The following is an 18,039-nucleotide window of genomic DNA, read 5'->3' as shown; positions in this document are numbered from 1 at the left end:
GATGGACCCTGCTCCCCTGCACCTGCCCCGCCTCGCCGCTGCCGCGCCGGACACCTGGGTCACGCTGCCTACCGGGGCACTGCCTTTTGCCCAGAGCGTGCTGCTGCTGACGCGGCGGCTGCCTGCTCAGGCCGCGCACCCGGCCGGCGAGTGGTTGCTGTGCCTGACCGGCGAGGTGGTGGTTGACCTGCCAGCGGGCCACTGGGCGCGCCTGCGGGCGGGCGAAACCCTGGCGCTGCCCCCAGCAGTACTCTGGCACGCCCTGCCGACCGGCGACGGGGTGACGCTGCTGCGCACCATGCCGGTCTGAGCTGCCGACCCTTTAGCCAACCTGAAGGCATGCCGCGATGGCTGCATATGCCACAGAATTGTCAGGTCCGGCTGCAGATAATGGCGCATGATCCTGACTTTGCTGTTCGTGACCGCTGTTCTCGCCGCTGTGGCCGTGCAGCAGGCCGTCTCCTTCCAGTCCCGGTCGCTGCGGCCCGTGCCTGTACGCGTGCAGTCCCGCCGCCGCTGAGCCCCGGCCCTGCTGCCGCCCGCACTGCCTGCGGGCGGTTTTTGTTGCCGCACAGGTTCAGGGGCCGCACCCCGCCTGACGGGCTGCCCTTTTGCCCTCCGGAGGCGGTGCTACAGTGGCCCACATGACGGCTGAGGTTCTGCAAAAAGCCGCTGCGGGCGAGCGCCTGAGCGCGGAAGAAATCGAGTCGCTGTACCACCTGCCGGTGCCGCAGGTGGCAGCGGTGGCGCACGGGCTGCGGATGCAGCGCTGCGATCCCCAGGTGGTCAGCTTTCTGATTGACCGCAACATCAACTACACCAACATTTGCCGGGTGGGGTGCAACTTCTGCGCCTTTTACCGCACCCGCCGCCAGAGCGACGCCTACACCCTCGACTACGAGGAAATCTCGGCCAAAATCCGCGAACTGGAAGCGGTGGGCGGCACCCGCATCCTGATGCAGGGCGGTGTGAACCCCGAATTGCCGCTGGAGTACTACACCGGGCTGCTGCGGCACATCAAGGCACACCACCCGACCATCCGCATCGACGCCTTCAGCCCCGAAGAGGTGCTGTTTTTCGAGCAGCACTTCGGCCTGACGCTCGACGAGCTGCTGGACGCCCTCATCGCAGCGGGGCTGGACGGTCTGCCCGGTGCGGGCGGCGAGATTCTGGTGGACGAGGTGCGGGCCAAGGCGGCTCCGGCCCGCATCCGCTCCCACGACTGGTTCCGCATTCTGGACGCGGCGCAGCGCAAGGGGCTGTACACCATCAGCACCATGGTGTTCGGCTTTGGGGAAACCTACCGCCAGCGGGCCGACCACCTGGTCTCTATCCGCACCCAGCAGGACAAGGCGCTGCGTGAGTACGGCAACGGCTTTTCCGGCTTTGCCATGTGGTCCCTGCAGACCGAAAACACCCGCCTGCACGGCAAGGCCCCTGGAGCCACCGCGCACGAGTACCTGCAGAACCTCGCCATTTCGCGCCTGGCGCTGGACAACCAGCCCAACATCCAGGCGTCCTGGCCGGCGCAGGGCTTCAAGGTGGCGCAGGCCGCGCTGTACTACGGGGCCAACGATATGGGCAGCACCATGCTGGAGGAGAATGTGGTGAGCGCCGCCGGCGGCCACGACCGCCACTCGGCCACCGTGCGCGAACTGATCCGGATTATCGACGACGCGGGCTTCACGCCGGCCATTCGCAACAGCCGCTTCCAAGTGATCGAGTACCCGGATGTGGCGGCCTTTCTGGGCCGCAGCGCCGAGAATATCGAGGGCGAGCGGGGGGTGGGCGCAGCCGTCCCGCAGGCCCCGGCCTGAGCAGCAGCCCGGCGGTACACTTGGGGGCGTGAGAGTTGCTTTGCTGACCACCCCCCAGGCCCGCTACACCGAGTACTGGCGGGCTTTTCTTGAGGCGCTGGGTGTAGAACCTGCCCAGCCGCGTGCGCCCTACGGCACCTGGTTGGAGGCCGGGCGCGGCAGCCTGCCGCATGAGCCGCTCCTGGTGCAGCTGGCCCTGGGCGAGATTCTTAGCCTGGGGACTGGGGTAGACGCAGTGCTGGTGCCCCAGCAGCTGCCGGTGCGCGACGACGCCTGGAGCGGAGCTTTTGCCGAGCTGCTGCCCCAGCGGATTGCCGGCCTGCCCACCTTGATTGCCGTGCCTGACGAGCCACAGGACTTGGCGGCGGCCGCCGCCGACCTGGGGCAGCGCCTGGTGGGCAACGCCGGCCTGGTGCGCCGCGCCCTGGAACAGGTGCAGCCGCTGGGGCAGCCGGAACGCCGCGAGGAGTGGCCGCCGCTGCAGCTGGGCTCGCATGTCAGCGTGGGCGTGGTGGGCCCCCGCAGCCTGCTGGCCCACCCGGAGCTGAACACCGGGCTGTGGCAGGCACTGGGGGGGCACGGCCTGTACCCGGTGCTGGCCCATACCCTGCCGGCCTCGCAGGTGGCGAACCGTGGCGAGCGCCTGAATGACCCGCGTGCCCAGGCCGGCGACCGCTGGCTGTACGGCGCAGCCCGCCTGCTGGAAGGCAAGGGCGCCGTGCAGGGGCTGGTGCTGGTGGCCCCGGCGCAGGACGCCGGCACGCAGGCCTCGCTGGACCGGGTGGCTGCCGAGCTCCACAAGCCTGTGCTGCGGCTGACCCTGGACGCCGGCCAGACCGAATGGCCTGAGCTGGCGGCCTTTGCAGCTCGGCTAGGAGCCAGCGGGCGCGAGTAGGGCTGCGCCCGGCTGGGCGGCGTGACCGTGCCGGAGCGCCGAGTGGCTGCAGGCAGACCAAAAACTCTCCCCCGGCCGGTATAGCGGGGGAGAGTGCCGTGAGGGACCGGCTGGCGGCCGCCTCAGCGGGAAACGTTGATGTTCATCTTGGCGGCGCGCAGGGCCGGGGCGCGGTGCAGGGTCTTGTTGGAGTACAGCAGCTGGCCCTGGCGGTCGAATACCTTGGCCCGCACGGCGTAGATGCTGCCGGGGTTCAGGCGGTGGGCGCTGTACTGCAGGCTGTAGGGGGTGGACAGCCGGGTGGCCGGGAAGCTCACCTTGAGGTAGGTGGAGCGGTGCGCCAGGTTGGGGGCCAGTTCCTCAATCGACACCTGCACCCGGCTGCCGGCGGGCAGGCGCACGTCGCTGGGGGCCACCACGCGGCCCTGCAGGTGACGCCAGCCGCTGGGCAGGTCGCTGGGGGCGGTCATGGCGGTGGCCTGCGCCGCGCCGGTGGACGGAGTGCGGGCAGGAGCTGCGGGCGTACGCACCGGGGCCGCCGGGGTACGCGCCGGGGCCACGTTCCGCACGTCGCTGGGACGGGTGATGGTCACGTTGCCGATGGTGGTCTGCGCCACGGCAGCGCCAGTGAATAGGGCAGCAAACAGAGCAATCTGAACTTTCATAACATTCACCATAGTCACTCTCCGGGGCCGTCAAGTGTGCCTTCCCTTGCCATTCCCTGCATGGAAGCCGGGGTGCCGCAGCCCAGCGAAACACCGCCGGTCCACGGGGGCTGGCGGCGCTGAGAAGCTTGCTGCTGAGAGGATTGACGCTGTGCAGAACCGAGCAGTCAGACGGTGCTCAGAAGCGCATGTCGATTTTGAGCTTGGCGGCCACGTCACGGGGCAGCGGCTGGCGGGCGTCGGACATGTACAGCATCTTGCCGCTGGCATCGAACACCTTGGCCTGCACCACGTAGTCGTAGCGGGCAGTGTTCATGCGGGCGGGGTTGTAGTTGAGGTAGTACTGGGTGGGCAGCATCTCGGCGCCAAAGTCCACCAGCAGGTGCGGGGTGTGCTGGCCGGTGGCGCGGTTGACCGCCTCGATGGCCACCTGGACCTTGCTGCCGGCGGGCAGGTTCATGGCCTTGGAGCCGAAGATGTCGCCGCTGAGGTGACGCCAGCCGGCAGGTAGGTCGCTGGGTGCGCTGACTGCGGTAGCGCTGGCGACCGTGCTGATGGCGGCGGGCTTGACGGGAGCCTGAGCGGGCGCTTTGACCGGGGCAGCCTTGGCTGGTGCCGGCTGTGCAGGGCGTGCCGGAGCTGGCTGTGCGGTGGTCGTGCGTGCGGGAGCGGTCTGGGTCGCAGCAGCTTTTGGAGCGGTCTGGACTGGGGCCGTGCGGGGCGCCGTCTGGGTGGCGCTGGCTGCCGGAGTGGCCGAGCTGGGCGGCGTCACGGTCCGCACCGGCTGCACGGACTGGGCAGGGCGGACCTCTTCGCCGGCCTGAGCAGCTTCGGTGGTCTGCAGGGGAGCTACCTCCTGAGCAGGCGAGATGGGCTCCACGGTGGTCTCGGTGGTGGTGTCGGTGGCAGAAGTCTCAGCGTCGGTCTCAGGAGTAGAAGTCTCCGTGGCGGCCTGAGTGGGCACGACCACCGGCTTGGTCAGCGTGACCTCGCCGATCGTGGTGGTGGAAGTCGCGCTGGTCTGGGCGAGGGCAGCACCGGTGACCATCGGGGCGGCCATCAGGGTGGTCAGCAGAGCAATAGAGCGGTTCATGACTTTTACTTTAGGAAAGTCTCTGCCCCCAAAATAGTGCCCGCTCCGCAGTATTAAGAACGCTTTAGGAAAACTTCATCTCAGGACAGGTTGGTGGGCCGGTCGGGAGGTGAAAGCCCTCATCTTGGCTGCTTTTTCCGGCCCGCTCTGGCCGGCTTTCCCGTAAGCTGGTCGGCATGTCCCTGCCTCTGCCTGACCACCGCGCTGCCCTGGCGCATCTCGGCCGTGACCCGGCGCTGGCGGCACTGATAGATCAGTACGGCGACCTGCCGGTGCTGGCGCCGGTGGCCGACCCGTTCGCCCGGCTGATTCGCTCGGTGGTGGGTCAGCAGCTGAGCGTGAAAGCGGCCCGCAGCATCTATGCCCGCTTGGAAGAACGCCTGGGCGTGGTAGACGCCGCCGGCCTGCTCGCCACCTCGCCGGACGACCTGCGGGCGCTGGGGCTGTCGTGGGCCAAGGTGGCCTCGGTGCAGGACATTGCCCGCGCCGCTGCCGAGGGGCAGGTGGATTTCGCCGGGCTGGCCGGCCACACCGACGAGCAACTGCTGGCCGAGCTGCTGCCCCTGCGCGGTGTGGGCCGCTGGACCGCTGAGATGTTCATGATGTTCGCGCTGGCCCACCCCGACGTGTTCAGCTTCGGGGACCTGGCGCTGCGTAAGGGGCTGCAGCGCCATTACCCCGGCCAGGACCACGCGGTGGTGGTGCAGGGCTGGTCGCCGTACCGCACCCTGGCCGCCCGCTACCTGTGGGCCGACCAGAACGCCAATCCGGGCATTGCCGCCGCGCCGGTCTGAACGGTCCTCTGCATCCACCGGCGACGGCGCTACACTGCCCCCCATGTCCGCCAGTGCTGGTCCGCATGTTCCGCCCGTCTTCAGCCGTATCCTGCCCGCTGCCCGCTGGGAGCCGGTCACGCTGGGCGAATCGGGGGCGGAGGTGTGGCGTTCCACGCGGCATGTCCTGAAAATCCAGCCGCACCGGCACCCCGCGCTGCCCTCGCTGGCCGACGAGCGCGAGCGGCTGCGCTGGCTGCGTGGGCGGGTACCGGTGCCGGGAGTGCTGGGCTATTTCGCTGACAGTACGCATGAGTACCTGGCGACCGAGCGCGTGCCCGGCATTCCCATGAGCCACCCGGACGCCACGCTGCACGCGGAGCGTATGGCCGGGCTGCTGGCGCGGGCGCTGCGGGGGCTGCACAGCCTGCCGGCCCGCGACTGCCCCTTTACCATGACCCTGCCGGTCTCACTGCGGCTGGCCCGCGAGCGGGTGGAGGCAGGACTGGTGGATGAAAGCGGCTTTGACCCCCAGCGCCAGGGCCAGTCGGCAGTAGACGTGTTGGTGGAGCTGGTCCACCACCGCCCGCAGACCGAAGATGTGGTGGTCACCCACGGCGACGCCTGCTTGCCCAATTTCATCGTGCAGGGCGAGTACGTAGAAGGCCTGGTGGATGTGGGCCGCGCCGGGCTGGCCGACCGCCACGCCGACCTGGCGCTGGCCGCCCGCTCGGTCCGCCGCAACCTGGGTGTCAAGTGGGTGGACCCTTTCCTGGACACCTACGGCCGTGAACTGGTGGACGAAAGCCGGCTGGACTATTACGCGGCGCTGGATGAGCTGGCGTAATTGCGCCCGCGAACGAAGTGAGTAGCAATTGCCCCCGCGAGTGAAGCGGGTGGCAATTGCGCCAGCGAACGAAGCGAGGAGCACTTGCCCCCGCGAACGGATGACGAGTCTCGGCCAGGGGCCAGGCCACCCCGTCACTGTGGCTCGGCAGCAGAAAGGAGGGGGCCGCAGGCGAACCCTCAGCCTGCGGCCCCCTGTTTTCCCCGCTTACTTCTCGAAGCTGCCCGCCTGAATGACCACCAGGTCGTCCGGGTTGATGTACTTGACGAAGGCAGCTTTGGCCTGCTCGGGGGTCACGGCGGCAAGGCGCTGCTCCCACTGCTGCTGGAAAGCGAAGGTGCGGTCCAGGTCGGCCTGGTTCAGCAGCACAGCGGCCAGCACCGCATCCTTGCTGTAAGCGGCGCGGGTTTCCGCCAGCAGGCTGGCTTTGGCATTGTTCACCTCGGTCTCGGTAAAGCCGCTCTGCGCCACCCGGCGGAATTCCTCTTGCAGCGCAGCCGAAAGCTTCTCGCGCACTCCGGGGTTATAGATGGCGTAGGCGCTGAGCGTTCCCTGCTCATCGCGGCTGGACAGCGAGGTCTGGGCCCCCACGCCGTAGCTGAGGCCGTCTTGCTGGCGCACCCGGTTCCACAGCCGCGAGTCGGTGCCCGCGCCGAACACCCGCATCGCCACTTCCAGGGCAGCGGCGTCGGGGTGGTCGTCGCGCAGCGCGAAGTTCTGGGCTGCCACGTAGACCGCGTTGGCCTTGTCGGGCACGTTGATACTGCGGCTGACGCCCGCCGGCCGAGTCAGCGGGCGCACGATGCGCTCGTACTTGACCCCGCTGGTCCAGCCGCCCAGCAGCTGCGGCACGGCGGCGCGAATGGTCTGCGGGTCGAAGTCGCCCACCACGCTCAGCTGGGCGTGGCCGGCTCCCACCACCTGGGTGTAGTAGTCGCGCACGTCCTGCACGGTCACGGCGCGGACGTCTTCCAGCTGCTCGTCCAGCGTGGGGCTGTAGAACAGGTCGCCGTGCCGGGTGCCTTCAGGCATGAAGATACGGTCCAGTTCGCGGCCCGCCACACTTTCCGGTTCGCTGCGGTCTGCTTCCAGCGCAGTCAGGGTGAGGGTCTTCAGCTCGGCAAATTCGCTTTCGGGGAAGGTCGACCCGCGCAGCACGCTTCGCAGCAGTTCCAGGGCCTCGGGCAGGTGCTGGCGCTCGGTGTCCAGGCTGACGCTGAGGCCCTCGCCGCTGCCGGACACGCTCAGGTTGGTGTTGATGGCTTCCAGCCGGTCATGCAGCTGCTGGCGGGTCAGGCCCGTGCTGCCCCGGGTCAGCATGTCGCCCAGGAAGTCGGGGGCCGCGCCGGCTTCACGCACGGTCTCCGGGTTGCCGTAGTCCAGTGCCAGCTGCAGCTGCACGCGGTCGCCACGGGTTTCTTTGGGCAGCATGGCCACCTTCACCCCACCGATGTCCTCGCGGATGACCCGCTGTTCCAAAGCGGCAGGAGCCACGTCCAGCTGCTCGCCGGCGCTCAGCGCCTTGCCGCCCACGAAGTCCCGCAGCACTTCCTGGGCGCTGGGGGCCTGGGCAATCTCCACCCGGTCCGGCTGAGCGGTGGGAATGAAGCGGGCCAGGGTGCGGTTGCTGGGCTTAAGGTAGGTGCGGGCCACCCGCTGCACGTCGGCAGCAGTCACGCGGGCCACGGCGTCGCGGCGCTCCAGCAGCAGGCGCCAGTCCCCGGCGGCGATGGCCTCGCTCAGTGCGATGCCCACCTGCCCCGGCTGCGTCATCAGCTGTGCGTGCTGGGTGGCGAGGCGCTGCTTGGCGCGGCTGACTTCCTCTTCGCTAAAGGCTTTGTCGCCGGCCTGTTCCAGCGTGCTTAGCAGCGTGGCCTGCGCCCGGTCCATGTCATCGTCCTTGTCCAGCACGGCCAGGCCAAGCAGCAGCCCCGGTTCGCCGCCCTGCAGCGGCAGCGTGCCGGTGGCGCTGGCCTGCCCGGTCTGCACCAGGTTCGCGTACAGCCGGCCGCTGGGTTCGTTGCCCAGCAGCTCGTTCAGGACCAGCAGCGCCGGGGTGTCGGCGTGGCGCACGCTGGGCACGTGGTAGGCCGCCATCAGCGCCTGCAGGTCGCCCACGCGGCGCACCGTCACGCTGCGTTCGCCGTTCTGGGCCGGTTCGCGGGTGTACTGGGGCGGCAGCGTGCGGCTGGGGGCCGGAATGGGCCCAAATTCGCGGGCCAGCAGCCCCAGCGCCTCGGCTTCGTCGAAGTTGCCGGCCAGCGTCACCACGGCGTTGTCGGGCTGGTAGTAGGTGCGGTAAAAGGCCTGCAGGCGGTCAACTGGCACGTTCTCTACGTCCGAGCGGTTGCCGATGGTGGAGTTGCCGTAGTTGTGCCAGTCAAACGCGACCGATTGCAGCTCCTTGAGCGTCAGGCCGATGAGGTTGTTCTCGCCGGCCTCGAACTCGTTGCGGACCACCGTCATCTCGGTCTTCAGGTCGTCGCCGCTGATACGCGAGTTCACCATGCGGTCGGCCTCCATGCGGATGGCCCAGGCCAGGTTGTCGCCGGTGTTGGTCAGCGTCTCGAAGTAGTTGGTGCGGTCCAGGTTGGTGGTGCCGTTGAAGGTGGCTCCGCGCTGCCCTAGCGCTTCCATGATGTTGCCGCTGGTCGGCGTGCCTTTGAACACCAGGTGTTCCAGCAGGTGCGCCATGCCGGTTTCGCCGTAGTTCTCGTGGACGCTGCCCACCAGATAGGTCACGTTCAGTGTGAAGTTGCCCGCCGACGGGTCAGGGAACAGCAGCACGCGCAGGCCGTTGCTCAGGCGGTATTCCTTGATGCCCTCGGCCTGCGTCACGAAGGTCACTCCGGCGGGGAGGCCGGCCGGCTGGGCCGCAGCGATGGGGGTGGGCTGCACTTTGGGCGGCTTGCCCGGCTGCACCTCGCCGGAGCGGGTGCCGGGGTCGTCACGCAGCGGGGGCATAGGGGCCGGGGCCTGCTGCGCTGCCGTTCGTAGCGGCGCAGCAGGAATCACGCTGCCCGGCGCGGCTGTAGGCGTAGGCACCGGCTGGGGCTGTCCACCCCCGGTGACGGCGGCCAGCGCACCACTGCCCAGGCTGAGACTGACGGTCCAGAGTAGCAAGCGTGACTTATATTTCATTGTTTCAGCGTAACAGGTCCATGAAAGGCAAACGTCATCCTTTGTAGGGAGCAGGGCTGCTCGTTGCTGGAACCACTTCTGCGCCGGATTCGCCGGGCAGCCTTGCTATGCTGCGGGCGATGTCCAAAACATTTGAAGAGAAGTTGCGCGAGTACGCCCGCGTGCTGGTCGGGACTGGCGTGGGCCTGAAAGCCGGCGGCAAGCTGCTGATCAATGCGCCCATCGACGCTGTGCCCCTGGTGCGTGAAATGGTGGCCGAGGCGTACCGTACCGGGGCACTGGACGTGCGGGTGGACTGGCGCGACGACCAGCTGGAGCGGCTGCGCTATACGGAAGGCAGCCGTGAGGCCGCGCTGTTTATCCCTGAGTGGGTCATGGAGCAGGCCGAGCGCATGGTGGACGACGGCTACGCCCGCATTGGCATTCGCGGCGACGACCCCAACCTGCTGGCCGGCGTGGACGGCCAACTGATTGCCGAGCGCACCAAGCGCGGCGCCGAGCTGAGCCGCAAGGTTTCGGCGGCCATCAGCGGGCACACGGTGGACTGGACCCTGGGCGCCATGAGCACGCCGGCCTGGGCCCGCAGCGTGTACCCGGACCTGCCCGAAGCCGAGGGGGTAGCGCGGCTGTGGGAAGACATCTTCACCGTGTCGCGCATCAATGAAGCCGACCCGGCGGCCGCTTGGCAGGCCCATACGGACCGCCTGGCCCGGCTGAGTGCGTACCTCAACGAGCAGCAGTTCGACGCTGTGCATTTCCGCAGTGCCGAGGGCACCGACCTGACGGTGGGCCTGGCCGACGGTCACATCTGGGACGGCGGCGCCATGACCGGCCCGACCGGCACCCGCACCGTGCCCAACATGCCCACCGACGAGGTGTTCACCGCGCCGCACCGCGACCGGGTGGACGGCGTGGCGGTCGCCAGCAAGCCGCTGTCGGTCCACGGCACCCTGGTCAGCGGGATTCGCATGCGCTTTGAGGGCGGCCGCGCTGTGGAAGCCACCGCCGAGACCGGCCAGGACACTTTGCAGCAGCTGCTGGCCACCGACGAAGGAGCAGCCCGCCTGGGCGAAGTGGCGCTGGTGCCCGCCTCGGCCCCGGTGGCGCAGACCGGCAGCCTGTTCAACATGACCCTGTTCGATGAGAACGCCGCTTCGCACATTGCCATGGGCCGCTGCTACTCCACCAACGTGCAGGGCGGCAGCGACGAGCAGGCCCTGACCGCAGCCGGCGGCAACCGCTCGCTGATTCACGTGGACTGGATGATCGGCAGCCCCACCACCGACGTGGACGGCCTGACCAGGGACGGCAACCGCATTCCGCTGATGCGGCAGGGCGAGTGGGTGGTGGACGCCGCCAACTAAGCGCCCAACTAAGCGCGTGGAGGGAAGGGCCAATCAGCTGAGCGGCCCTCTTCCCCTTTGCCCTTCAGCTTCTGGCCCGGCTGCGAACCTCGGCCACGATCCGGTCAATCACTTCCTGCGCAGTCAGCTCGCCAGTATCAATCACCAGGGCATCGGCGGCCGGCAAGCTCTGGGCAGCGTCGCGGGTGTCGCGTTCTACCAGGGCCGCTTCGATGGCGTCCAGGTCCTCAGGGCGCTCGGCACTGCGCCGCTCGGCCCGCACGCGGGGGTGCGCGGTCAGGTAGAACTTGGCCTGCGCCTGCGGAAACACGTTGGTGCCCATGTCGCGGCCCTCGGCCACAAATGGGGCCGGCAAGGCCCGCAGCTGTTCATCCACCCAGGCCCGCACCTGCGGCAGCGCGGCGTAAGCACTGACCCCCTCATCCACCCGCGTGGCGTGCAGGTCTTCCGTCAGGTCGCGTTCCCCCAGCTGTACCCGGTTGCCCTCGGCGTGGGGTTGCAGGCGGGGAGGCTGGGCCTGCAGACAGTCCAGCACGCGCAGGTCGCCGCCCGGCAGTTCGGCTTCCAGGCCGCACAGGGTCACGGCGCGGTACAGCAGCCCTGAACTCACATACGGCACGCCCAGGGCGCGGGCCACCCCGGACGCCACCGTGCTTTTGCCACTCGCCGCTACGCCGTCAATCGTGATAATCACGCCTAGGAGTGTACCGGGTTGGGCTGGGCGCACTGAATCATATGCACTGGGCCGGGCGCACTGGGCCAGGTGCGTGGGGTCCTGCCTCGCCATTCCCTCCAACCGCGCCTTAGCCCGCGCCCGCTAGACTGCCCTCATGCGCCTGCTGCTGCTGGAAGACGACGCCCGCATTGCCGAGCCGACCCGTGACGCCCTGAGCGAGGCAGGCTACGACGTGACCTGGGTGCAGACCGGCGACGACGCGCTTGAAGCCGCCGTGATGGGCGACTTTCCCCTGGCCGTGCTGGACGTGATGGTGCCCGGCGAGCTGGACGGCTTCGCGGTGGCCGGCGAGATGCGCGAAGCGGGCCTGGACACCGCCATCCTGTTCCTGACGGCCCGCACCGAGGTGGAGGACCGGGTGCGCGGCCTGGACATTGGCGGGGACGCTTACCTGACCAAGCCGTTTGCCATGCCCGAGTTGCTGGCGACCTTGCGGGCACTGACCCGGCGTGAGCGCGGGCAAAGTGCACCGGTGCTGCAGTTCGCGCAGGGGCGCGGCACGCTCGACACCGTGGCCCGCACCGTCACCTGGGACGGCGAGGAAGTGGCCGTCACGGGACGTGAGTACGCTCTGCTGGAAGCCCTGACGCTCTCGCCCGACCGCTGGTTCACCCGCGAAGACCTGCTGGACCGGGTCTGGGGGGCCGAGTTCGACGGTGAAGCCCGTATCGTGGACGTGTACGTGCGCTACGTGCGCCGCAAGCTGGCTCCCGAAGCCATCCGCTCCGAGCGTGGGCGCGGCTACCGGGTGGAAGCGTGAAGCGTTCTCCGGAATTGCTGGGCCGGTCTGGCCTCTGCCCGCGGCCATGCATCTGAGGGCCATGCGTCTGAGCCTGCGCGCCCGCCTCACGCTGTGGGCGGCCCTCGCTACGGTGCTGGCCGCGCTGCTGGTGTCGGGCGGCATCTACCTTACGGTGCGGCAGCTGCTGTACCTCTCCGAAAAGGAGCAGCTGCTCAGCAGTGTGCTGATTGTGCAGTCGCGGGTCGAGCGCGAGGTGGACCGGGTAGGCGGGGCCGAAAGCCTGCGCTGGATGTGGCTGGACCTCTCGCAGATTGCCGGCGAGAACGTGCAGACCCAGAAGCTGGAACTGCGGCTGGTGTCGCAGGTGGGCGGGCAGTGGTTCTACAACCAGACCGAGCATTTCCCGGCGGGGCTCCAGCTGGACCTGCCGGTCAACCTGTACCAGATTCGCGGCCAGGACAAGATGATTGCCGTGCGTGAGCTGCGCACCTCCGGCCCGCCGCTGCTGCTGAGCGTGATGACCGATACCGGGTCGCTGGGGCAGGCCAACAAGGCGTTTCGCGGCGCCTTCTGGACCCTGCTGCCGCTGGCGCTGCTGTTGGCGCTGGTGCTGGGCTGGACGGTGTCGGGCCGGCTGCTGGCTCCGGTGCGGCAACTGGAAGTGGCAGCCCGCGAGGTCGGCGAGAGCGGTGACCTGCGCCGCCCCTTGCCGCTGACCGATACCGGCGACGAATTGGGCCTGCTGGCCCGCGCCCTGCAGGGCACCTTCGGGCAGCTGGCCCAGGCCCGTGAGCGCGAGCAGGACTTTGCCCGCGCCGCCGCCCACGACCTGCGTTCGCCGCTGGCGGCCCTGACAGCCCGCGTGCAGGGCAGCCTCAGCCGGCCCCGCGATGCCGAGCGCTACCGCCAGGACCTGCAGGAAATCGGCACCGACCTGGAGCGCCTCTCGGCCCTGACCACCCACCTGCTGCTGCTCTCACGCGACCCTTCCTCGGTGTCCCGGCAGCCGCTGGCGCTTCACCCCCTGGCGGCCGACGCCGTAGACCGCGCCCGCGAACTGGACGAGCTGGCCGATGTGGACTTGCAGGTGGCCCCCAGTGGCCGGGGGCTGTGGACTGAAGGCGACCCGGTTCTGCTGGGCCAGGCCGTGTGGAATCTGGTGGTCAATGCCATGCGCTACGGCGCCGGCTCCCCGGTGCTGGTGCGGCTGGAAGGGATAGGGGAGAGCGCCGTGATCAGCGTGCAGGACAGTGGCCCTGGTGTCTCTCCGGAGATACTGGCGCAGTTGGGGCAGGCGTTTTACCGCCCCGATTCCTCGCGGCAGGGACAGGCGGCCGGTGGTGGGCACGGGCTGGGGCTGGCGCTGGCACAGCGGGCCGCCGAGGTTCACGGCGGGCGGCTGGAGCTGCAGAGCGCAGCAGGGCAGGGCTTCACGGCGCGGCTGGTCCTGCCGGCCTGCCCGGCTCCCGCCGCCGAGGAGGGCTGATTTGCGGGCTGATTTACACTGTCTTTCATGATCGCTTCCGCTGCCACACCCGCCGCGCCGTACCAAGCCCTGATTCTCGGCGGGGGAGATGCAGGCGACCCACTGGCTGTCTCGCATGGGGTGGCCGTTAAGGGCCTGGTGCCGGTGGCCGGACAGCCGATGGCCCTGCATGTGCTGCGTGCTGTGCGGGCCAGCGGCCGGGTGGGGCGCGTGGCCTATATCGGCCCTACCACCCCGCAGATGGACGCCCTGATTGACCTGCCACTGCCGGACCGGGGCAGCCTGCTGGACAACTTGACCGCCGGCCTGGAAGCGCTGGGCGACCAGCCGGGACGGGCGCTGGTTCTCACTGCCGATATCCCTATGCTGACGGCCGGGCAGCTCAACGATGTGCTGGACCAGGTTGCAGCGCAGCCGGGCGCAGGCCTGCTGTATCCCGTGGTATCCCGCGAAGCCTGCGAAGCGACCTTTCCAGGCGTCAAGCGCACTTTCGTGCGGGTCAGGGACGGCACGTTCACTGGCGGCAACCTGTTCGTGTTCGCCCCCGCACTGGTGGGCCAGTTCCTGCCCCGTCTGCGGGCCGTGCTGGACGCCCGCAAGGCTCCGCTGAAGCTGGCGGCCCTGATTGGTCCGGGGGTGCTGGTGCGGCTGCTGACCGGCCGCCTGACCGTGCGCGGGCTGGAGGAAGCGGTCAGCAGCCTGCTGGGAGTAGAGGCGCGGGCCATCATCACCCCGCATGCCGCCGTGGGCACGGACGTAGACAAACCCGCCGACCTGGCCCTGGCCGAGGCCTATCTCTCGCAGGTCAGCTGAGCGCCGCATTCCGAGCCGCATATCCTGAGTTACCGAGTCGGGATTTGGCCCGCCTGGACGGTGTTCCCTCAGGCTTATGGCCCTTGTCATCTCATGCAGGGGCGGGGCATACTGCCGCTATGCCTCACGTCATTACGTCTCCCTGTATCGGTGTCAAGGACCAAGCCTGCACCGAAGTCTGCCCCGTCGAGTGCATCTACGACGGTGGTGATCAGTTCCTGATTCACCCTGACGAGTGCATCGACTGCGGTGCCTGCGTCCCTGCCTGCCCGGTCAACGCCATCTTCCCCGAAGAGGATGTCCCTGCCGACGAGACTCCCTTCATTGCTAAGAACGCCGCATTCTTCGGCGTGTGAACCGCTAAACCGATAACAGAGCAGCCCGGTCATCACCTTGACTGGGCTGCTTTCGGTTTCGGAGCCGCTGAGGGGCTTCAGCGCTCGCCGCTCAGAATGTCCTCAATGTGGGCTATCACGTCGTCACTCAGCCGCACGCCGCCGGCCTTGACGGTGTCCTCGATCTGGCTGACCCGGGTGGCGCCGGTAATGACGCTGCTCACGCCCTTTTGCCGCAAAATCCAGGCCAGGGCCAGTTGGGCGCGGGTCAGGCCCAGGTCGTCGGCCACGGGTTTCAGGTCGCGCACACGCTGCACGTTGCTCTCCGTCAGGAACTTCTTGGCCCAGTTCTCGTTCTCACCTAGGCGGGCGCCTTCCGGCACGCCGTCATCATATTTGCCGGTCAGCAGGCCCATCGCCAGCGGGCTCCACACCACCAGGCCCACACCCGCGTCCTCGGTGTAGGGCAGGATTTCGCTTTCCACCCGCTCACGGGCGATCATCGAGTATTCAGGCTGCTCCACCACCGGCGCGTGCAGGCCGTGGGCACGGGCGAATTCCACCGCCTGTGCGATGCGGGCCGCCGGCCACATCGAGGTGCCCCAGTACAGGGCCTTGCCGTCGCGGATCACCTGGTCAAAGGCCATCACGATTTCTTCCATCGGCACGCTGGGGTCGTAGCGGTGCGCGAAATAGATGTCCAGGTAATCGGTGCCCAGGCGCTGCAAGCTCTTGTCCACGCTTTCCAGCACGTGCTTGCGGCTCAGGCCCTGGTCGTTCACGTCGTCGCTCATGGGCCAGTACACCTTGCTGGACAGCACCAGCGTGTGCCGGGGCAGCTCGCCCAGCACTGCGCCCATCATCTCCTCGCTCTTGCCCTTGGCGTACACGTCGGCCTGGTCGAAGAAGTTGACCCCCGAGTCATAGGCCCGGTGAACGATATCGCGCACGGTCTGCTGCTCATGCACGCTGTGGCCGTAGGTCACCCAGCCGCCCAGCGCCACTTCCGAGACCTTCAGTCCACTTCTGCCCAGTTTGCGGTATTCCATGCGTCTCACTCTAAGCCCAGCGGCCCAGGTAAAACGTCTGCTCGCCACGAAGGCCCGGCTCTGGGAACCCGGTACATCAAGCTGAAGGCAGAGGAGCGGCAACAAAGAAACGGCGAACAGCAAAGAGGGGAGTGGCCGCACTGGGCTGCTCCCCTCTCTACCGTCTCCGTCCTATTCTCTGCCGGTCAGCCGCGCTTCGGGCCAGGGCGGGTGCCGCTTTCCAGCGGGATATTGGCCGACAGCACCATCTTGTCGCCCATCTGTTCCACCTCGATCGAGCTTTCGCCGGCTGGGAAGTGTTTCCGCACCACTTCCAGCAGGTCGGCGCGCAGCGCGTCAATCTTGCCGGGCGATACGTTGGCGCGGTCATAGGCCAGCACCAGCTCCAGCCGGTCGCGCAGCGCTTCCTTGCTGCGCTCTTCGCGGCTCTTGAACCACCCGAACATCAGCCGCCCCCGAGCAGCTTACGCAGCCGCGCCCAGAATCCGCCGGTAGGTTCCTCGCCGTACACCGGGAACGGCACATCTTCACCGCGAATCCGCCGCGCCGTATCCATAAAGGCCTGACCTGCTCTGGACTGTCCCAGCACGGCCGGTTCGCCCACGTTGGTCGAAACGATGATGCCGTCGTCTTCGGGAATGATCCCGATGGGTTTGACGTTCAGGATGTTGACCATGTCGGCTTCGCTGAGCATGTTGCCGCTGGCCACCATCGCGGGGCGCAGGCGGTTGATCACTAGGCGGATTTCTCCTACCTGGTGCGCTTCCAGCAATCCGATAATCCGGTCGGCGTCGCGCACGCTGGACACCTCAGGGTTCACCACCACCAGAGCGCCCTGCGCTGGGGCAGCCGCCGTCTTGAAGCCCGACTCGATCCCAGCGGGGCTGTCCACCAGAATCCGGTCAAAGCCTTCTTCGTTCAGCAGGCGGTCAATCACCTGCTTGAACACTTCAGGGTCCAGTGCGTCCTTGTCACGGGTCTGCGAAGCTGGCATCAGGTACAGGTTTTCCACCCGCTTGTCGCGAATCAGCGCCTGGTTCAGCTTGCACTTGCCTTCCAGCACGTCGATCAGGTCGAACACCACGCGGCTTTCCAGGCCCATCACCACGTCCAGGTTGCGCAGGCCTACGTCCACGTCAATCACTGCGGTCTTTTCACCCTGCTTGGCGAGGGCTGCGCCGATGTTGGCAGTGGTGGTGGTCTTGCCGACCCCCCCCTTGCCCGAGGTCACTACGATGACTTTGGCGTCCATGGCTTCCAATTGTAGCGTGAATGACGGCGGCTGGTACGCGGCGGAACCGCTGCATACCCCAGGCACAAAAAACGCCGCTCAGTTGGCAGCGGCGTACTTTGGAGTTGGACCTGTGATCTGCCTGCAGCAGGCGCTCAAGCTTTCAGACCGCTGGCCGGTCCTGCTTGTCCCTGGGGGATCTGCCCGTGCTTGGCCAGCCGGATTCCAGCCGAAAGCCCTGCCTGTGCGCCCATCTGCCAGGCCACCTTCAGCATGAACAGCACCGCCTCCCGGTCCCCGGCTTCCATCAGCTCGGTCAGATGTTCGGGTAGGCCGTCAGGCAGCGGCATCTCGGCCAGCTGCTCTCCGTACTCCTGTTCAATCTGGGCGAACCACTGCGCATAAGCGTTGCTCATACCGAGCAATCTATCAAAACCTCACTCAGGTTATGTGACAGAAAACTCAGGGAGAGCTGAGGTCCGGTTTGCGAGCAGAGCTGCGTTTACTGGTGGCACAGCGGTGCTAAGCTGCCTCCATGACGGCAGAAATGTTCCCCGTGACGACCCCCGCAGCTGCCGAGGCAGAGGCCAAGGTCATCACCATCAGCGAATACGGCGCCCAAAAGGCTCAGAGCATCCTGGCCGGTAGCGGCAAGCAGGACGCCGGCGTGCGCGTGTTTATCAAGAGCGGTGGCTGCAGCGGTTACCAGTACGGCATGGCCATCGACGACCGTGAGCTAGAAGGCGACACCATCGTGTATGACCGTGGCGTCAAGCTGCTGGTGGATCAGGCCAGCCTGGCTCTGCTGCGCGGCAGCGAGGTGGATTTTGTCGAGAACTTGATGGGCGGCGGCTTTACGGTCAACAATCCCAACGCCACCAGTTCCTGTGGATGCGGACATTCCTTCCGCACGGACGGCGCTACGGCTCCTGAGGGCCAGGGCGGTTCCTGCGGCAGCTGAGCAGCTGGACTTGGCTGCAACCATGCAGGCTGCGGATAGAAGCCGCCCAGAAGCTGTATGGTGTGAACCCATGAGCGTGACGGCGAAATGA

21 protein-coding genes (1 of these 21 only partly in view) are annotated in these 18,039 nt (G+C 67.8%); 13 read left to right on the top strand and 8 right to left on the bottom strand.

Annotated elements, in window-relative coordinates:
- Nucleotide 1: 1 nt before the first annotated feature.
- From DEIPR_RS09820 to DEIPR_RS09810, 4 genes are all read left to right on the top strand, one after another.
- Nucleotides 2-310 (top strand): cupin domain-containing protein, encoded by a 309-nt coding sequence (locus tag DEIPR_RS09820; RefSeq protein ID WP_041222087.1) that lies wholly within the window; start codon nt 2-4, stop codon nt 308-310.
- Nucleotides 311-397: 87 nt separating this feature from the next.
- Nucleotides 398-520, top strand: coding sequence for a hypothetical protein (locus DEIPR_RS14755; protein WP_013615673.1), 123 nt, complete (start codon nt 398-400; stop codon nt 518-520).
- A 124-nt stretch (nt 521-644) separates the two neighbouring features.
- Nucleotides 645-1,817 (top strand): cyclic dehypoxanthinyl futalosine synthase, encoded by a 1,173-nt coding sequence (mqnC, locus tag DEIPR_RS09815; RefSeq protein ID WP_041222085.1) that lies wholly within the window; start codon nt 645-647, stop codon nt 1,815-1,817.
- A 28-nt stretch (nt 1,818-1,845) separates the two neighbouring features.
- Nucleotides 1,846-2,712: a hypothetical protein gene (locus DEIPR_RS09810; RefSeq protein WP_013615671.1), complete on the top strand. Its 867-nt coding sequence runs from the start codon at nt 1,846-1,848 to the stop codon at nt 2,710-2,712.
- Between the two features lie 122 nt (nt 2,713-2,834).
- On the opposite strand, the gene DEIPR_RS09805 is transcribed toward DEIPR_RS09810, so the two are convergent.
- Together DEIPR_RS09805 and DEIPR_RS09800 are read right to left on the bottom strand one after the other, a co-directional pair.
- Nucleotides 2,835-3,377 (bottom strand): YbaY family lipoprotein, encoded by a 543-nt coding sequence (locus DEIPR_RS09805; RefSeq protein ID WP_049775151.1) that lies wholly within the window; start codon nt 3,375-3,377, stop codon nt 2,835-2,837.
- A gap of 178 nt (nt 3,378-3,555) precedes the next feature.
- A complete protein-coding gene (locus DEIPR_RS09800) occupies nt 3,556-4,470 on the bottom strand; it encodes a YbaY family lipoprotein (protein ID WP_013615669.1) in 915 nt (304 codons plus the stop codon).
- A 176-nt stretch (nt 4,471-4,646) separates the two neighbouring features.
- On the opposite strand from DEIPR_RS09800, the gene DEIPR_RS09795 reads away from it, so the two are divergent.
- On the top strand, nt 4,647-5,264 hold the full coding sequence (locus DEIPR_RS09795) for a DNA-3-methyladenine glycosylase family protein (protein ID WP_013615668.1): 618 nt from the start codon (nt 4,647-4,649) through the stop codon (nt 5,262-5,264).
- Nucleotides 5,265-5,307: 43 nt separating this feature from the next.
- Nucleotides 5,308-6,090: an APH(3') family aminoglycoside O-phosphotransferase gene (locus DEIPR_RS09790; protein WP_013615667.1), complete on the top strand. Its 783-nt coding sequence runs from the start codon at nt 5,308-5,310 to the stop codon at nt 6,088-6,090.
- Nucleotides 6,091-6,297: 207 nt separating this feature from the next.
- Here DEIPR_RS09790 and DEIPR_RS09785 read toward each other — a convergent pair whose 3' ends face one another.
- Complete coding sequence (locus DEIPR_RS09785; protein ID WP_245532699.1) at nt 6,298-9,231, bottom strand: M16 family metallopeptidase; 2,934 nt, start codon at nt 9,229-9,231, stop codon at nt 6,298-6,300.
- A gap of 119 nt (nt 9,232-9,350) precedes the next feature.
- Here DEIPR_RS09785 and DEIPR_RS09780 point away from each other — a divergent pair, with 119 nt between their 5' ends.
- Nucleotides 9,351-10,595: an aminopeptidase gene (locus DEIPR_RS09780; RefSeq protein WP_148231826.1), complete on the top strand. Its 1,245-nt coding sequence runs from the start codon at nt 9,351-9,353 to the stop codon at nt 10,593-10,595.
- Nucleotides 10,596-10,659: 64 nt separating this feature from the next.
- Here the strand turns inward: DEIPR_RS09780 and cmk are convergent, their stop codons facing one another.
- Nucleotides 10,660-11,289: a (d)CMP kinase gene (gene cmk, locus DEIPR_RS09775; RefSeq protein ID WP_041222083.1), complete on the bottom strand. Its 630-nt coding sequence runs from the start codon at nt 11,287-11,289 to the stop codon at nt 10,660-10,662.
- A 136-nt stretch (nt 11,290-11,425) separates the two neighbouring features.
- Here cmk and DEIPR_RS09770 point away from each other — a divergent pair, with 136 nt between their 5' ends.
- From DEIPR_RS09770 to DEIPR_RS09755, 4 genes are all read left to right on the top strand, one after another.
- Nucleotides 11,426-12,091 (top strand): response regulator transcription factor, encoded by a 666-nt coding sequence (locus DEIPR_RS09770; RefSeq protein ID WP_013615663.1) that lies wholly within the window; start codon nt 11,426-11,428, stop codon nt 12,089-12,091.
- A 61-nt stretch (nt 12,092-12,152) separates the two neighbouring features.
- Entirely contained in the window at nt 12,153-13,559 is a 1,407-nt protein-coding gene (locus tag DEIPR_RS09765) for a sensor histidine kinase (protein WP_013615662.1), read from the top strand.
- Nucleotides 13,560-13,586: 27 nt separating this feature from the next.
- On the top strand, nt 13,587-14,372 hold the full coding sequence (locus DEIPR_RS09760) for an NTP transferase domain-containing protein (protein WP_013615661.1): 786 nt from the start codon (nt 13,587-13,589) through the stop codon (nt 14,370-14,372).
- Between the two features lie 119 nt (nt 14,373-14,491).
- A complete protein-coding gene (locus tag DEIPR_RS09755; RefSeq protein WP_013615660.1) occupies nt 14,492-14,728 on the top strand; it encodes a ferredoxin in 237 nt (78 codons plus the stop codon).
- A 77-nt stretch (nt 14,729-14,805) separates the two neighbouring features.
- Here DEIPR_RS09755 and DEIPR_RS09750 read toward each other — a convergent pair whose 3' ends face one another.
- The 4 genes from DEIPR_RS09750 to DEIPR_RS09735 all read right to left on the bottom strand — a co-directional run bounded on the left by DEIPR_RS09750 (nt 14,806) and on the right by DEIPR_RS09735 (nt 17,403).
- The gene (locus DEIPR_RS09750; RefSeq protein WP_013615659.1) at nt 14,806-15,756 is read right to left on the bottom strand and encodes an aldo/keto reductase family protein; all 951 of its coding nucleotides are present in this window, start codon (nt 15,754-15,756) and stop codon (nt 14,806-14,808) included.
- A gap of 185 nt (nt 15,757-15,941) precedes the next feature.
- A complete protein-coding gene (gene minE, locus DEIPR_RS09745; RefSeq protein WP_013615658.1) occupies nt 15,942-16,202 on the bottom strand; it encodes a cell division topological specificity factor MinE in 261 nt (86 codons plus the stop codon).
- A complete protein-coding gene (gene minD / locus DEIPR_RS09740; RefSeq protein WP_013615657.1) occupies nt 16,202-17,008 on the bottom strand; it encodes a septum site-determining protein MinD in 807 nt (268 codons plus the stop codon). The genes minE and minD overlap by 1 nt, the downstream gene beginning before the upstream one ends.
- Before the next feature lie 134 nt (nt 17,009-17,142).
- Nucleotides 17,143-17,403: a hypothetical protein gene (locus tag DEIPR_RS09735; RefSeq protein ID WP_013615656.1), complete on the bottom strand. Its 261-nt coding sequence runs from the start codon at nt 17,401-17,403 to the stop codon at nt 17,143-17,145.
- 119 nt (nt 17,404-17,522) lie between these two features.
- Here DEIPR_RS09735 and DEIPR_RS09730 point away from each other — a divergent pair, with 119 nt between their 5' ends.
- Nucleotides 17,523-17,948, top strand: a complete 426-nt coding sequence (locus tag DEIPR_RS09730) for a HesB/IscA family protein (RefSeq protein ID WP_013615655.1) — start codon at nt 17,523-17,525, stop codon at nt 17,946-17,948.
- 87 nt (nt 17,949-18,035) lie between these two features.
- A protein-coding gene (gene ruvC, locus DEIPR_RS09725; protein ID WP_013615654.1) for a crossover junction endodeoxyribonuclease RuvC crosses the window boundary here: on the top strand, nt 18,036-18,039 show its 5' end (the start). The gene runs 533 nt beyond the window's last position; 4 of the gene's 537 nt are visible here — the first part of the coding sequence; the start codon lies at nt 18,036-18,038; its stop codon lies beyond the right edge, outside the window.

It is taken from the genome of Deinococcus proteolyticus MRP (genome assembly GCF_000190555.1).
GTDB lineage: Bacteria > Deinococcota > Deinococci > Deinococcales > Deinococcaceae > Deinococcus > Deinococcus proteolyticus.
The sequence above is the reverse complement of the archived record's forward strand: the minus strand, read 5'-3'. Positions and strand labels throughout refer to the sequence as shown.

Excerpts from the sequence above, each read along its gene's own strand:
- mqnC (WP_041222085.1), top strand. The coding sequence starts at position 645 with ATGACGGCTGAGGTTCTGCAAAAAGCCGCTGCGGGCGAGCGCCTGAGC.
- DEIPR_RS09820 (WP_041222087.1), top strand. The coding sequence starts at position 2 with ATGGACCCTGCTCCCCTGCACCTGCCCCGCCTCGCCGCTGCCGCGCCG.
- DEIPR_RS14755 (WP_013615673.1), top strand. The coding sequence starts at position 398 with ATGATCCTGACTTTGCTGTTCGTGACCGCTGTTCTCGCCGCTGTGGCC.
- DEIPR_RS09780 (WP_148231826.1), top strand. The coding sequence starts at position 9,351 with ATGTCCAAAACATTTGAAGAGAAGTTGCGCGAGTACGCCCGCGTGCTG.
- DEIPR_RS09755 (WP_013615660.1), top strand. The coding sequence starts at position 14,492 with ATGCCTCACGTCATTACGTCTCCCTGTATCGGTGTCAAGGACCAAGCC.
- DEIPR_RS09735 (WP_013615656.1), bottom strand. The coding sequence starts at position 17,403 with ATGAGCAACGCTTATGCGCAGTGGTTCGCCCAGATTGAACAGGAGTAC.
- DEIPR_RS09730 (WP_013615655.1), top strand. The coding sequence starts at position 17,523 with ATGACGGCAGAAATGTTCCCCGTGACGACCCCCGCAGCTGCCGAGGCA.
- DEIPR_RS09785 (WP_245532699.1), bottom strand. The coding sequence starts at position 9,231 with ATGAAATATAAGTCACGCTTGCTACTCTGGACCGTCAGTCTCAGCCTG.
- minE (WP_013615658.1), bottom strand. The coding sequence starts at position 16,202 with ATGTTCGGGTGGTTCAAGAGCCGCGAAGAGCGCAGCAAGGAAGCGCTG.
- minD (WP_013615657.1), bottom strand. The coding sequence starts at position 17,008 with ATGGACGCCAAAGTCATCGTAGTGACCTCGGGCAAGGGGGGGGTCGGC.
- DEIPR_RS09795 (WP_013615668.1), top strand. The coding sequence starts at position 4,647 with ATGTCCCTGCCTCTGCCTGACCACCGCGCTGCCCTGGCGCATCTCGGC.
- DEIPR_RS09805 (WP_049775151.1), bottom strand. The coding sequence starts at position 3,377 with ATGAAAGTTCAGATTGCTCTGTTTGCTGCCCTATTCACTGGCGCTGCC.
- DEIPR_RS09770 (WP_013615663.1), top strand. The coding sequence starts at position 11,426 with ATGCGCCTGCTGCTGCTGGAAGACGACGCCCGCATTGCCGAGCCGACC.
- DEIPR_RS09765 (WP_013615662.1), top strand. The coding sequence starts at position 12,153 with ATGCGTCTGAGCCTGCGCGCCCGCCTCACGCTGTGGGCGGCCCTCGCT.
- DEIPR_RS09800 (WP_013615669.1), bottom strand. The coding sequence starts at position 4,470 with ATGAACCGCTCTATTGCTCTGCTGACCACCCTGATGGCCGCCCCGATG.
- DEIPR_RS09760 (WP_013615661.1), top strand. The coding sequence starts at position 13,587 with ATGATCGCTTCCGCTGCCACACCCGCCGCGCCGTACCAAGCCCTGATT.
- DEIPR_RS09790 (WP_013615667.1), top strand. The coding sequence starts at position 5,308 with ATGTCCGCCAGTGCTGGTCCGCATGTTCCGCCCGTCTTCAGCCGTATC.
- DEIPR_RS09750 (WP_013615659.1), bottom strand. The coding sequence starts at position 15,756 with ATGGAATACCGCAAACTGGGCAGAAGTGGACTGAAGGTCTCGGAAGTG.